Origin of the sequence: Flavobacterium sp. 40-81 (genome assembly GCF_001898245.1) — a bacterium.
GTDB lineage: Bacteria > Bacteroidota > Bacteroidia > Flavobacteriales > Flavobacteriaceae > Flavobacterium > Flavobacterium inviolabile.
This window is the reverse complement of sequence record NZ_MKTM01000022.1, coordinates 94375-106862: the sequence shown is the minus strand read 5'-3', so window position 1 is coordinate 106862 and position 12488 is coordinate 94375. Positions and strand designations below refer to the sequence as shown.

Genomic DNA, 12488 nt, shown 5'->3' with positions numbered 1-12488 from the left:
CGCCAATGGTGCGCTGCCATTGCTCATTGCCTTTGGCATCGAGCTTGATGATCCAGTAGTCGTCCTGACCGCGGGAATCTTCTTTTTTATCGCCGCCTTTCGGAGAGCCGGACACTCCGGCCAGGATAAAACCGCCATCGGCTGTGATCCGGGCACTTTGCAGGAAATCCAGTCCGCTGCCGCCAAAGCTTTTTTGCCAGTCGGGACTGCCGTATTCGTCCATTTTCCAGAGCCAGTAATCGAAATTGCCACCGGATGGTGTTTGCTTGTTTCCGTTCTTGTCGGAAAGAGAGCTTCCTGCCAGTAAGAAACCGTAGTCGGGTGTGGGTACGACATTGGTTAAAAACTCGGCATGTTTGCCGCCATACGATTTTTCCCAGATGAGGTCCTGGGACTGGGCCGTATAGGCACAAAGAAGTAAGGGCAACAGGGCATACAGCCTGCTACCGGTGCGGTAATTTTGTGTCATATACTGTCTAATTAATATTACAGGAAAAATTATACAGACAATTTGGTACTGTTTTTTTCAGAGAGACTTCCCTTTGGGTATTCATACTTTGTAATTTAGCCCACATAAGGGACTTATTTTTCAGTAATGCTAAAGGTAGTTTCTTAATAATCGGGCGTATCCCGAAAAAGACGGATACAAAACGCGGGGAGTAAAGCACTCCTGGCTTTTTGACTTTTTGTTGCATGGCGTTTAATTTTAAATTTATGATACAAACAAGTATTTAGAATACTGTTTTATTTCTTTATTCTTCTTGGGGGAGGTATTATATAGGAGGGATATTTTGTAAACCTAAATAAAAAATAATAAAAAAACAATTTTTTATGTGAAAAAAAAATGAAAAAATAATATTTTTATCTTTAAAAGTGCGATATATAAGGTTTTTTTTTGTAAAAATATTTTAGAAGACAATAAGTAATAGCTTGATTATTGCCCGGGATATTGCCTTTTTTATGCAGATAACAGAATAATGTGTAGAGGGATAATGCAAAAAAAGGAATAATCTTATTGGATTGGGAGGAAGGGAGGATATTTTTTGACCTACATACTTGAATGTACAAAGTAAAAAAACGCTACTTCATCCTAATAAACAATAAAACGCACTCAATACCAAACACCATACCTGCTTTATAGCAAAAATAATGCTTCCTGATCCCAAAAGACAACCCCAAACCGGGTTGCCTTTTTTGGATGAGGCCTTATTGTACCGCAATAAAAATGGCTACAATGGCATTTTCGGGATCCTGTGCTCTTTCGTCATAAACCTCAAAGTCGGCCGTATAGGCACGGTCAATATCGGTATTCCATATTTTGACCCAGGCATCGGCAACTGCTCCCTGGAAAATATTCCCTTCGGCAGTAAATTGCTGATAGTGCCCGGCAGGAATTGTTTTTCCGGTCATGCCTTCCGGAATATCGGTTAAACCGGATACGGCACAGCCTAAAATGGCTGTATACGGTTTGGTGTAATCCTTTTCATAATCGGTATAGATACAGTAAATACTGTCCGAAATTTTGTTCGGAATGTTGGCCGCAATTCCTTCCGACATAAATCGCTGCCAGAGTTTGCCGATATCGGTTGCGGCTTGCTGGTTCTCATTGGTCGTTCTGACGGCTATTCCGATAATGTGGAATGCGGCTGTTGGTTCGGTTTTCATCTTTATTGGAATTTAGTTGCGTAGTCTTATTTTCAAAAGTACTGTTTTTAGAAATATTAAGCGATTACGGTCCAGAAATCCAGCGTCATTTTCGTTTCATCGATCATTTCCATAAGCGGAGTACAGCTGTCGTGAATCAGGTAACCGCCGCAGATTTCCTGGGTTTTCTGAAGGTCTTTCCCAAAAGTTACTTCGGCGTAATGATCGTTCGGAAGGGAGCCTATAAAATGCAGCTGGGTGTTTTCAAAAGAATTAAGGTATTCGGTTTCTATAGTGTCGGATATTTTAAGCAAGGTTTCCCGGTCACCGCTTTTTAAGGCAAAAGTGCCAAATTCGATACAGGAAATCGTATCTGGCAGCCGGACTGCCGCTTTTTCGATATCCATATAGTTTACGGTCACCGTTTTTCGGTCAATAGCATTCAGGAAAGTCAAAAAAGGAGCTTCTGCCGCAAGCTGTTCGGCTATGTCTTTCAAGACTGCCGCGTTTTCTGCAAAAAGCACATTGGCATATTCGTCTTTGGAATTCTTAACAAGGCAATGCATGACAATTCCTTTTTGCAAATCCAAGAAACCGGCTTCAAAATCGGCTATGGCTTTTAAAAGTTCCTGTTCGGTTATATGTTCCGCTTTTTTAAAACTGGTAAATTCCATTACTTCCGGATTTACTTTTTTTCCTTTTATCATGTTTTGTAGATTAGAATGAATAACAGGACAAAAATAACAGCGGCAGGTGACAACAGTATGTCAGCTGTGCTTTCAAAATTTTAAAAAACAGGGAAGATTTTTGTACATTAGTTCTAAGAATTTTACGAAGGAAAGAATGGCAGTAATTTTTGAAACATTTAAGCCTAAAAACAAGGTCATCGCTACGTATGTGGATTATTATTATCTGGATATCAAACCCACAAACGATATTGCCGGATTTACCTGTTTCCCCCATTTCAATAATACCATTTCCTTATACCGTTCGCATAACAGAATGCCGGATGGTACTATCGTGTATGATAAAGCCGCAAAGGCATTTCAGATATTCACACCGGTCAGGGAAAAGGCACTGCAGGTAAAACAGGCAGGAGCAGTACACCGTGTTGCCATTGTTTTTAATCCGTTGGGAATACAGCAGTTTTTCCGTGACCGGGATTTTTCCGGTTATATAACCGATTTTGATTTTTTTACCGGCAGCGAACTGGATACACTCTTTGTAACGGACAACGTGAGTACACTGGCCGACCTGCTGGATCAGTTTTTACACAGCAGGTACCGGGAATATAAAAATGAGGCCCTGGAACAGGCCATTGCTTATATTTTCAGGCATTATGATGATTTTTCCATTGAAGATTTAGGGAAGGAACTGCAGTTGAGCCGCAGGCAGCTGGTTCGTATTTTTAAAACACATTTGGGCGTTTCCCCAAAGAAATTCCAGCAGATTGTGCTTTTCAGAAAAACAATGGAGCATAAACTTGCTGCAAACAGCAGCCAGAGTTTTACAACATTGGCATATGAATATAATTTCAGTGACCAGGCGCATCTCAACAAAACGTTTGAAAAGTTTACAGCGCATTCACCGAAGCAGTTTTTCAGCAAAGGAACCGTTTTGGGAAAGGAAGACACTTTCTGGCATTTACAGGAATAATTTTCCATGTCCCATTTTTACAAGTTTGTTATACTGAAAAAAAATACCTTGCCGAAAAAAAACAATGAAAAATCCGACTATTCCAAACAAACTACGCTGTATACAGCCGCAAGCCGGTTTTCTGGCAATCCTCTTATGCTTTTTTTCGTTTCAGACCTTTGCACAAATAAAGGACAACGAAGAACTTCAAAAAATGGCCGATGACGACCAGTCGGAAAGAATGGTCGCTAAAATAGACTGGGCGGTGCTTAATAAAAAAGACAGTCTGAGACGAAGCAGGGTGACCCGGCTTTATGCAGAAGACAAAGTCAAAACGGCTAAAGATTACCTGAATGCCGGAATCGTGTTCCAGCACGGTAACGATACTGTTGCTTCGGCCATGGCAGTAAAAAGTTTTGATAAGGCAATAAAACTGGATTCCACATTAAACAGATGGTGGTATGCGGCAGCGGTTGACAGGGATTTGATGCGAAGAGGAAAACCACAGCTTTACGGCACGCAGTTCATAAAGAACAAAGCTGCTGATGGTAAGTGGGTCAGGTATAAAATTGACACAACAAAAGTTACCGATGAAGAGCGAAAATACTACCGTGTGGAAACCCTGAAGGAACAGGAAGAAAAGGAGCGGACAATGAACCTGAAAACAATTTCGTCGTATTATGCCAATCACAATTCTGCCGGTAAAACGGTCGGCCATATCCGGCAGGAATTCAAAAAAGGAAAAAGCTCGGATTATAATATTAATGAAGAGGCGGTAAACAATTTTGCTTACGAACTGCTGAACAGGAACAAGGATGAAGAAGCGCTGCAGGTTTTTAAACTAAACACCAAACTTTATCCAAAAGCCTTTAACACCTTCGACAGTTATGGCGAAGCACTGATGAAAACCGGGCAAAAGAAAAAGGGGCTTAAAGCCTATAAAAAATCACTGGAACTGAATCCGGCTAACGATAATGCAAAGGAAATATTGAAAAATAACGGCTAATACAAAGGTTACCCCCGATAGTTTATAAAACAAGCGGCGAAATACGATAACATTATCGGGTTTCGTCGTTTTTTATTTCTGTTACCAACGGAGAACGATATTGTTTCCCGTTTTTATATTGAAACCGGCAGCCGGTTATAAGAAAGTATTCGGTTTCCTGACGTTATTCGTCATTGGGTTCTATATGAATCAGGATGTGTCCCAGTTCCGGGATTTTATACTTTAAAGTGTCCTGTAGCCGATGGGAAATCGCATGTCCTTCTTTTACCGAAATGGTAGCGTCTACAATAGCGTGTAAGTCCACATGGTACTTCATGCCGGATTTGCGGATATAACACTTTTCGGTATCGATAACGCCTTCTACGCCTACAGAAACGGTACGGATCTCTTCGATCAGGTCGTCATAAAAATGCTCGTCCATGATTTCGCCCAAAGCCGGTCTGAAAATCAGGTAACTGTTATAGATAATAAAGAAAGAAGCAAATAAAGCAGCCCAGTCGTCAGCCGATTCATAACCTTTACCGAAGATAAGGGCAATGGAAATTCCGATAAAAGCGGCCAATGAGGTAATGGCGTCGCTTCTGTGGTGCCAGGCATCGGCTTTTAAGGAAGAACTGTTGGTTTCGATTCCTTTTTTGTACACCATCCGGAATGAAATTTCTTTCCAGATAATAATGGCGCCTAAAACGATAAGGGTATAGGGTTTTGGAAGGTCGTGCGGTGTCCCGATATTGATGATGCTTTCATAAGCAATAACGGTAGCCGAAGTGATCAGAAAGCCAACCACCAGGAAAGTGATTAACGGTTCTGCGCGTCCGTGTCCGTAAGGATGGTTTTTATCGGCCGGCCGGTTGGCGTATTTTATGCCGAATAAAACCAAAAACGAGGCAAAGATATCGGTAGTCGATTCGATCGCATCGGCAATAAGGGCATAGGAATTACCAAAATAACCGGTAAGTCCTTTTATTAGTGCCAGGCATGTATTTCCAATGATACTGAAGTAAGTGGTTCTTATCGCGGTTTGTTCGTTCGTCATCTTAATACATCCAAATTTGCTTCAAAATTACACAAAATATTTAAGCACTATTGTCGCGTTTCGAAATTAGCAACACGATTTTTTGTCCGGTTCCGTTAACTTTTTGAATAGCAGGAGTCCTTAGTTCCCGTTCAGGAAAGCATCCATTTGCCGGATGTAAAGATCTCCGAATTGTTCTTTGGTCAGTTTGCTAAAACCTTCCAGATGGTTTCCGTCAAATTCAGATAATTTCCTTTTGGGTGCCATCTGAACAAATTTTTTGCTGTCTTCGGCAGTCGTCATTTTGTCCTGTATTCCGGCAAACAACAGGTATTGGCAATCAATTTTAGCCGATAGCTTCTGGATGTCAAACCGGTTGTCGGGCAGTATTATTGTTTTGTTTTTGAGTGCCTTTATTTTTTGAGCAATTACAGCCGGATCATAAACCAGTCCTTCTGCAATAACAAAATCAACTTTTTGGTGCTGCAATGCCATATTGGTCATGATGGTTCCCATTGATAACGCCCAGATCCCGGTTTTTGGGTTTTTGATAGCGGTTTTGGTCCATTGGATCACCGCTTCAAGATCGGTGGCAAACTCGTTATAATACAGATAATCGTTGTTGATGTCAAACGCATCACTATGCCCGAAACCGCGGTAATCGAACAGTACTACCGTATAGCCGCTATTGGACAATACCCATGCCTGGTTGAGCCAGTAGGACATATTGCCGGAATCGCCATAGGTTAAAATGACGGTTGTTTTTTTATCGGCGGTTTTGTCCGGTGCAATAGTCCAGGAAAGCAGGTTCAGTCCGTCTTTGGTGCTTATTTGCTGTTCTTTATAAGACAATTGCAGGTCTTCCGGTTTGGAAATATAATTCTTGTCCGGTTTTAATGCCCAGCAGTTCGTCATGCTGATTAAAAAGAGGAGTAGGACTGTCGTTTTCTTCATAAGAATGGATTGTAAAGCAATTGTACTCCTTAAAATTATCAATTATTCTGAGTTGTACGACATTCCGGTACTTTTTTGTTAAGGGTTAAAGTGCATATTACGGATTTGCCCTGTATGCCTGTCTGACCATGTTTTTTACCACTAAACGGTGAAATGGCTTTATCAGGGCCATATAATACCGGCCTTTATTGTTGTGGTATTGTACTAAGGTTGTCACCTTTATGTTGTATTGCGGTTCCCGCGTATCGGTAATAACAGCCCTGAAATTAAGATGGCTGTCATCGGCTCCCAAAATGATTTCCCGATTTTCGATGGTATAAACCGTAAAAAAGCCGATCGTGCTTCCAGCCCGGACTCCGGCTACCGGTTCTTGGCGGGGAAGCGGCTTTAATCCGATACATTTCACTAAAAACTGACGGATGACAAAAAGGAACTGTACCCATTTGGGTCTGGTTCCAAAAATTATTTTTGCAATTTCCGAAAGGGAGTCTTTATGATTAGTAGTGGAAAATGTATCTTTAAAATCGATTTGAGCCAGACTTTTTTGCGCCAGCTCACTGTTAACAATTTGTTCTTCTCTAACTTTCATTGCTTTAAATTTTAGCTAAGATAGCCATAAAATCTGAATTAGTACATGTGTACTAATTTTTCTATTTTTGTACTATGAATAAAACAAAACGAAAAATACTGGATGCCGGTTTATTGTTGTTCAACGAATATGGGCTTTCCAACGTAAGCCAGCGAAAAATATCCGATTACCTGGGAATCAGCCCCGGAAATCTGACCTATCATTTTAAGAAAAAAGAAGCAATAGAGGAAGCTTTATACTTCGAATTGGTTGTGATGATCAGGGACGAATATAAAAAAATGGAGCTGAACGCCGTGAGTTTATCCAACCTGACGGCTTTTGTACACCGGTTTTTTGCGTTGATTTATGAATACCGTTTTGTTTTCCTGGATATTGTTCATATCATGCGTACCAATGAAATCATTGCGGCACATTACCGGCAATTGATCATTTCCCGTAAAATGCAGTTTCTGGAAACAATAGAACATTTTATTGCTTCCGATTTATTCCGGGCAGCGGAACTGCCGGATGAATATGCATTCTTATATAAAAGAGTTCAGATCATTTTTGATTTTTACCTTTCTTCGATAGAAATTTCAGAAAAAGGCGTGAATAAAACGCATATTGACCGGCACACAACGATTTTCCTGTATGCTGTCTATCCGTATTTGTCGGCTAAAGGGAAGGAACAGTTTTTTGAGCTGCTGCCGAAATAGCAGTCCTAAAAGAGGCATGCTCCGTTTGTTGTCATTGGAGCATTGCTATCAGGAAACGGTAGTAATATGAGGGAAATTACCAATTACGGTCCATTCGTTGTTTTCATCCATTACTAAGGAAATAAAAGAGGTAAAAGACAATTTTGAGCTCTTTAAAAGGGCTTTTACCATAGCAATGGAACCCACATGGTCAAGCTGCACTATTTCCAATGTTCTGGGATTACCGCCAAAGGTTTTTGCTGCCACCAGGGCTATATATTCCTGTTTGTCAAAGATCACGACACCTTTATTTTCGAAAAAACCATGCTGCGTATTTTTAAAATTGGGATGTAATATTCCGGATAATTTTTCGGTATCGCTGTTGTCGCCGGCTTTGATGAATTCGGTTACGGCATTCCGGATTTTTTCATGTTGTTCCATGTCTTGCTTTATTTTGAATATGCTTTAATTGCTAAATGGTTCCTGCATACCGGATCTGCTAATGCAAACGATAGGTTATTATTGCTCTGCCAGTTCCTTTATGATGTTCAGGGCTTTTGGAAAAGTCCGGCTAAAATAATCGGAAAAATCTTCCGTAATATCCAGAGATGCCACTAATTCCGTTGTATTGCCGGTTTCGGTCAGCGTATAGTTTTCGGTATCGCCCGAACATTTTTTAGCTGCTTCGGCTATTGGCTGTTCGACACCGTTTTTAACGTTCCCGATATGGGTAAACGAAATAAACTGCTCCGGAATTAACCGGGTGATGGTGCTGTATATGCCGTTTTTTTCTTCATTCAGGAACAATATTTTACTACCTTCTTTCCAGTCGGAAACCGCATAAGAACCTTCACTAAAAGCAGCGGTCCACAGGCGGTAAGTACTGTCATCCCATAACACAGCCCATACTTTGCTTGCAGGAGCATTGATGCTGACTTTAAATTGTATCGTTTTCATTGGATAGTGTTTTACGGTTACTGATTAGTCTTTCCAGATCCGTTTTTTGCATGTACCGGTAGGGTTTATCATGCCGTTAAAACGGTAAAGGAAAGGTACGGAATATTTGCTAAAGTGTTGCTGTGTATCGCGTTAAGTGGATTATTCTATTTTGACCGATTTTGTACGGGTGACTATATCATCATCCGTTAGTTCGCTGTAACGGATCAGGACATGCCCTTTGTGTTTTTTGTCAATTTCAATCGGAACCACTTCCTCTTCCCATTGCATGCAATGGGTCGAAAACGGTTTTACAGCATAAATCCATTGTCCGGCTTTTTACAGGCAAAAAGCGAACAGCAGAGCAGTAATCCAAAGCAGGTGAGGAAAATATTTCTCATATAATGCTAATCGGGCTGTTGGTTGAAATCCGGGAAACGATCGGCAACCAGCTGTAAGGCAATGTTGTGTTCCAAAAGTGCCTTTAACGCAGCCAGAACCAAAGTAAAACCTTCGGTGGCGTTGCGCACATAGGCTATTTTTTCTTCGGCTGTACCGGCAATACCGGAATCGGTAATGCTCACAAAAGTAGTGTTGTCCTCACGGGCCGTAAATACCCATTCCACAGTGGTTGGCCATTCAATAACAATACGTTTGTCCGGTTCTACCGTCTTGACGGTTATCCTGGCAGCATGGTTATACATTTCCCAGTCCCATTGTATTTGTTTGCCGGCTTCCAGCGGACCACTGCTTTTGGTAAACCAGAATTTAGTGGTAATTTCCGGATTTATAAAGGCTTCAAAAACGTCTGAAACCGGTTTGCGGATCAGCATTTCCGCTTTGGCATGGTATATACTTGTTTCCATGATACCGTTTTTTAGTTGTTATTCCGGCTTAACAGGATTTAGTAACCGGAAGGCATTGTAAACCGCCTGGTGCGTTACCGTGGCGTGGTTTTCTTTCGGAAGAAAATCGAAAAAGACCGTCAGGTTTTTGTTTTTGCCTTTTTTCAGATTTTCCGCCAATTTTTTAGCAGTATCTTCCATCACTAATTTTTCTCTTCCGGGCATAGCGCCTTCTTTGCCGACACCAACATACACTTTTGTATTCGGATCAAAATTCAGGGATGCAATGCCGCCTGTAACAGCACTTTTGTGCAATAAAGAACCGTTATCCCACCATAAACTCGGACTCATAATGATATAGGTATTGAACAGTTTTGGCTTTGTCAGCAGTATTTCGGTTGCCAGTAAGCCGCCCAGTGATTGCCCGATAATGGTTTTAGAAGTGCTCACTTTGTAATTGTTTTCAATATACGGCTGTAATTCTTTTTCGATAAAAGCAATGAACTTGTCCGAACTTCCGGAAGTAGGGGATTCCTTTTTATCAAGCGGAACGGTACTCGGATAGGTAAAATCTCTTCGTCTGTCTACATTGGCAATGCCCACAACAATGGATTTTGGCAATTGGTTGATCCAGGGAAAACTGAAATTGTGTACCAATCCGGTGATGTGGATAAAATCTTCATCGGCCGAACCGTCCAAAAGATAGATTACCGGGTATTTTATAGTATCGTTTGCAGTATAGCCTTCCGGCAAATAAATGTTTAATGTTCTGCTTTCTGAAAGAATGGCGGATTGTACGGCATCGATAGTGCCCAGAATAAACGGTTTACGTTCCTTTTGCTGTGCCATCAGCATTCCGTTGAATCCAAGTATAATTGCCAGTAGTAAGCTTGCTTTTTTCATAAATTATGAGGTTGTTATTTGAATATTTGGCGCTTACGCATCGTAAGCATCCTGCAGGGTTTTAATATCGAGTTTGTCCATTTGAAGCAGCGCCATCATAACGCGATGGGATTTTTCGGCATCACCGGAACTCATTAAGGTTTCAAGCACTGTCGGAACAATCTGCCAGGAAAGCCCGAATTGATCCAGCAGCCAGCCGCATTTTTGTTTTTGGCCGCCTTCGGAAAGTTTATCCCACAGTTCATCAATTTCTTGCTGTGAATGACAGTTAACCACAAAAGAGACTGCCGGAGTAAAGGCAAATTGCGGTCCGCCGTTCAGGGCAATAAATTCCTGACCTTCCAGCTGGAAACTGGCGGTCATTAATGTTCCGGCAGGAGCGGGTCCGCCTTCACTGTAATAGCTGGTTTTCAGTATTTTTGCATTGTTGAAAATGCTGATATAAAAATTCATGGCTTCTTCTGCCTGATTGTCAAACCAAAGAAAAGGGGTGATTTTCCGGATTAGCTTGTCCATGGGGAAGTTTTTTGATTGTTTTCTCAAAATTAAAGAAATTTCCTAAGGAGTAAAAATATTTTTACGCGGTTTAAACGTTAAAAAGTAATCCGGGATAATAATAATAACAAAAAAAGGAGCGCTGCAAAGGCTCCTGATTTTTAGGTATAGTTGCCGGTTCCGGAATAATGATCGTAGAAACAACAACAATATCGGACGTTATTTACCGGATTTAAAAGTACCGTTGTAGAAGATAATGCGCCATTGGTCCGGATCTTCATAGGTCTGGCTTTTTCCTTCCCAATACGGATTTTCGGGCGCAACTGCGGGAACACCGGCCGCGGCCATTTTCTGTACCGCTTTTTCATATTTTTCCGGAGTGTCAAAATAGAAAACCAGCAGGTTCTCTTTGGTAGGTTCCGGTAAGGGTGCCTTATCCGCATGCTGCGTAAATTCAAGATGGTATTTTTCATCCGGAAGCCCCAGCATTACACCGTCATATCCCTGATGTCCGCTGAAAGCGCCCAATTCTTTTAATCCGATAACTTCTTTATAGAATTTTACAACCTTCTGTAAATTGTTGGTAGGTCTTGCTATCCGGAACTGTACGGCTCCGAGGCTTTCGATGGATGGTGTCATAGGTGATTCGGTTTTAGTGTTGCAGGAATGCGTCAGTATAGCCAGCCCGATAAGCAGGGTGGCTTTTGTTTGAAGAATGCTCCTTTTTTTCATAGTGAATATTTTAAAGCAAAATTCGCTTGAAAACAAAAGCCCGTCAATGGCAATATTCCCTATTAAAGAACCAATTTTACGGTAGCAGGCGGTATTCGGACGGGGTGCATTTTTTTTGCGCTTTAAAAAAGCGGCTAAAATGGGAAAGGGTATCAAAAGACAAAGCCGTGGCAATCTCCTTGATGCTTAATTCCGAATAGCGAAGCAGGAATTCCGCTTCCAGTGTTATTTTCTGGTGGATGATGTCGATAGCCGAAAACCCGGTTTGCTGCTTTACACATTCACTTAAATATTTGGGGGAAATGTGCAGTAAATCGGAATACTCCTTAACCGTCCGGAATAGCGCAAAATGCTTGTCGACCAGTTTCCGGAATTTATGCACGATCTGGAACTGCCGGTTCATGCTGGTTGTCGAATTGAGCAGGCAGATTTCGCAAACCCTGTTGTAGTCATATAAGATCTGGATCAGGTACAGGCGGATCATGTCCAGGTAAAACGGACTGGCCTTATAGTATTCGGCTTTGATTTTTTCAAACTTATAACGATTGGATTCAAAAAGAGCGGCATCCAATTCGAAAACAGGCGGGTATTCGGGGTTGATAAAGAGTAACTCTTCTAAAATGCTGCTGTTGACAAAGCCCTTCTTCAGGAAATCCGATTTAAAAACGACCATATAGGCTTTAAAATCGTCTGAAAAGGAGGAGAGTGAATTAATGGATTCTGCCGGAATAATGGAGATATCCTGTGCTTTCAGCGAGTAGTGGTGCTGACCGACAATCATGTCCAGCTGCCCGGAAATGCAAAGCAAAATGGTTGTAAAGCTAAACCGGGTAACGCCTACAGTTTTTGTAGTATTGTCGATTTCAAGCAGGATAAAATCCTCAAGACACAGGTTGTTAACTTCTGTAGCCGCAGTATTTATATAAAGGCTTATAAAAGTTTGAATATCTAAAAGCTGCGTGGTCAGGGATGAGGATGGCCTTATGATACTTCTGTTCGGTTCCAATTAGTTAAGATTAAGTTCGTACTTCATGACAATGAAGGGGGCGTAATGATAGCA

At 41.4% G+C, this 12488-nt stretch carries 16 protein-coding genes and 1 pseudogene; 3 read left to right on the top strand and 14 right to left on the bottom strand.

The genetic code is table 11. From position 1 onward, the window contains the following. The 3 genes and pseudogenes from BGO42_RS08675 to BGO42_RS08665 form a co-directional block, all read right to left on the bottom strand. A pseudogene (locus BGO42_RS08675) lies at window positions 1–469 on the bottom strand (T9SS type A sorting domain-containing protein); the annotation flags it as partial. Between the two features lie 737 nt (window positions 470–1206). Beyond that, window positions 1207–1665 (bottom strand): GyrI-like domain-containing protein, encoded by a 459-nt coding sequence (locus BGO42_RS08670; protein WP_177735064.1) that lies wholly within the window; start codon window positions 1663–1665, stop codon window positions 1207–1209. A 56-nt stretch (window positions 1666–1721) separates the two neighbouring features. Then, a complete protein-coding gene (locus BGO42_RS08665) occupies window positions 1722–2351 on the bottom strand; it encodes a hypothetical protein (protein WP_273245314.1) in 630 nt (209 codons plus the stop codon). Window positions 2352–2487: 136 nt separating this feature from the next. Between BGO42_RS08665 and BGO42_RS08660 the strand changes: the two genes are divergently transcribed. Both BGO42_RS08660 and BGO42_RS08655 read left to right on the top strand, forming a co-directional pair. Then, window positions 2488–3300: a helix-turn-helix domain-containing protein gene (locus BGO42_RS08660; RefSeq protein ID WP_273245316.1), complete on the top strand. Its 813-nt coding sequence runs from the start codon at window positions 2488–2490 to the stop codon at window positions 3298–3300. Window positions 3301–3364: 64 nt separating this feature from the next. Beyond that, entirely contained in the window at window positions 3365–4285 is a 921-nt protein-coding gene (locus BGO42_RS08655; protein ID WP_273245318.1) for a tetratricopeptide repeat protein, read from the top strand. 163 nt (window positions 4286–4448) lie between these two features. Here the strand turns inward: BGO42_RS08655 and BGO42_RS08650 are convergent, their stop codons facing one another. The 3 genes from BGO42_RS08650 to BGO42_RS08640 form a co-directional block, all read right to left on the bottom strand. Further along, window positions 4449–5321 carry a cation diffusion facilitator family transporter gene (locus BGO42_RS08650; RefSeq protein ID WP_273245320.1) on the bottom strand — a complete coding sequence of 291 codons (873 nt, stop codon included), beginning with the start codon at window positions 5319–5321 and terminating at the stop codon, window positions 4449–4451. 120 nt (window positions 5322–5441) lie between these two features. Then, window positions 5442–6254, bottom strand: coding sequence for an alpha/beta hydrolase (locus BGO42_RS08645; protein WP_273245322.1), 813 nt, complete (start codon window positions 6252–6254; stop codon window positions 5442–5444). Window positions 6255–6351: 97 nt separating this feature from the next. Beyond that, a complete protein-coding gene (locus tag BGO42_RS08640; RefSeq protein WP_273245324.1) occupies window positions 6352–6843 on the bottom strand; it encodes a DUF2867 domain-containing protein in 492 nt (163 codons plus the stop codon). A gap of 74 nt (window positions 6844–6917) precedes the next feature. Between BGO42_RS08640 and BGO42_RS08635 the strand changes: the two genes are divergently transcribed. Then, complete coding sequence (locus BGO42_RS08635; protein WP_177735052.1) at window positions 6918–7538, top strand: TetR/AcrR family transcriptional regulator; 621 nt, start codon at window positions 6918–6920, stop codon at window positions 7536–7538. A gap of 48 nt (window positions 7539–7586) precedes the next feature. On the opposite strand, the gene BGO42_RS08630 is transcribed toward BGO42_RS08635, so the two are convergent. The 8 genes from BGO42_RS08630 to BGO42_RS08595 form a co-directional block, all read right to left on the bottom strand. Further along, window positions 7587–7958, bottom strand: a complete 372-nt coding sequence (locus BGO42_RS08630; protein WP_273245326.1) for a nuclear transport factor 2 family protein — start codon at window positions 7956–7958, stop codon at window positions 7587–7589. Window positions 7959–8036: 78 nt separating this feature from the next. After that, complete coding sequence (locus BGO42_RS08625) at window positions 8037–8474, bottom strand: SRPBCC family protein (RefSeq protein WP_273245328.1); 438 nt, start codon at window positions 8472–8474, stop codon at window positions 8037–8039. Between the two features lie 141 nt (window positions 8475–8615). Continuing rightward, window positions 8616–8744 carry a hypothetical protein gene (locus tag BGO42_RS08620; protein WP_262888425.1) on the bottom strand — a complete coding sequence of 43 codons (129 nt, stop codon included), beginning with the start codon at window positions 8742–8744 and terminating at the stop codon, window positions 8616–8618. Window positions 8745–8860: 116 nt separating this feature from the next. After that, a complete protein-coding gene (locus tag BGO42_RS08615) occupies window positions 8861–9319 on the bottom strand; it encodes an SRPBCC family protein (RefSeq protein ID WP_177735045.1) in 459 nt (152 codons plus the stop codon). Window positions 9320–9337: 18 nt separating this feature from the next. Then, window positions 9338–10201 (bottom strand): alpha/beta hydrolase, encoded by an 864-nt coding sequence (locus tag BGO42_RS08610; protein ID WP_273245332.1) that lies wholly within the window; start codon window positions 10199–10201, stop codon window positions 9338–9340. A gap of 33 nt (window positions 10202–10234) precedes the next feature. Continuing rightward, window positions 10235–10717 (bottom strand): VOC family protein, encoded by a 483-nt coding sequence (locus tag BGO42_RS08605; protein ID WP_218618730.1) that lies wholly within the window; start codon window positions 10715–10717, stop codon window positions 10235–10237. A gap of 198 nt (window positions 10718–10915) precedes the next feature. Beyond that, window positions 10916–11428 carry a VOC family protein gene (locus tag BGO42_RS08600; RefSeq protein WP_273245334.1) on the bottom strand — a complete coding sequence of 171 codons (513 nt, stop codon included), beginning with the start codon at window positions 11426–11428 and terminating at the stop codon, window positions 10916–10918. A 76-nt stretch (window positions 11429–11504) separates the two neighbouring features. After that, entirely contained in the window at window positions 11505–12434 is a 930-nt protein-coding gene (locus tag BGO42_RS08595; RefSeq protein ID WP_177735041.1) for a helix-turn-helix domain-containing protein, read from the bottom strand. Window positions 12435–12488 lie beyond the last annotated feature (54 nt).

What these genes read in the sequence shown, in the direction of transcription:
- BGO42_RS08655 (WP_273245318.1), top strand. Translation starts at nt 3,365, where the DNA reads ATGAAAAATCCGACTATTCCAAACAAACTACGCTGTATACAGCCGCAA.
- BGO42_RS08640 (WP_273245324.1), bottom strand. Translation starts at nt 6,843, where the DNA reads ATGAAAGTTAGAGAAGAACAAATTGTTAACAGTGAGCTGGCGCAAAAA.
- BGO42_RS08620 (WP_262888425.1), bottom strand. Translation starts at nt 8,744, where the DNA reads ATGCAATGGGAAGAGGAAGTGGTTCCGATTGAAATTGACAAAAAACAC.
- BGO42_RS08625 (WP_273245328.1), bottom strand. Translation starts at nt 8,474, where the DNA reads ATGAAAACGATACAATTTAAAGTCAGCATCAATGCTCCTGCAAGCAAA.
- BGO42_RS08630 (WP_273245326.1), bottom strand. Translation starts at nt 7,958, where the DNA reads ATGGAACAACATGAAAAAATCCGGAATGCCGTAACCGAATTCATCAAA.
- BGO42_RS08635 (WP_177735052.1), top strand. Translation starts at nt 6,918, where the DNA reads ATGAATAAAACAAAACGAAAAATACTGGATGCCGGTTTATTGTTGTTC.
- BGO42_RS08670 (WP_177735064.1), bottom strand. Translation starts at nt 1,665, where the DNA reads ATGAAAACCGAACCAACAGCCGCATTCCACATTATCGGAATAGCCGTC.
- BGO42_RS08660 (WP_273245316.1), top strand. Translation starts at nt 2,488, where the DNA reads ATGGCAGTAATTTTTGAAACATTTAAGCCTAAAAACAAGGTCATCGCT.
- BGO42_RS08605 (WP_218618730.1), bottom strand. Translation starts at nt 10,717, where the DNA reads ATGGACAAGCTAATCCGGAAAATCACCCCTTTTCTTTGGTTTGACAAT.
- BGO42_RS08645 (WP_273245322.1), bottom strand. Translation starts at nt 6,254, where the DNA reads ATGAAGAAAACGACAGTCCTACTCCTCTTTTTAATCAGCATGACGAAC.
- BGO42_RS08610 (WP_273245332.1), bottom strand. Translation starts at nt 10,201, where the DNA reads ATGAAAAAAGCAAGCTTACTACTGGCAATTATACTTGGATTCAACGGA.
- BGO42_RS08615 (WP_177735045.1), bottom strand. Translation starts at nt 9,319, where the DNA reads ATGGAAACAAGTATATACCATGCCAAAGCGGAAATGCTGATCCGCAAA.
- BGO42_RS08600 (WP_273245334.1), bottom strand. Translation starts at nt 11,428, where the DNA reads ATGAAAAAAAGGAGCATTCTTCAAACAAAAGCCACCCTGCTTATCGGG.
- BGO42_RS08650 (WP_273245320.1), bottom strand. Translation starts at nt 5,321, where the DNA reads ATGACGAACGAACAAACCGCGATAAGAACCACTTACTTCAGTATCATT.
- BGO42_RS08665 (WP_273245314.1), bottom strand. Translation starts at nt 2,351, where the DNA reads ATGATAAAAGGAAAAAAAGTAAATCCGGAAGTAATGGAATTTACCAGT.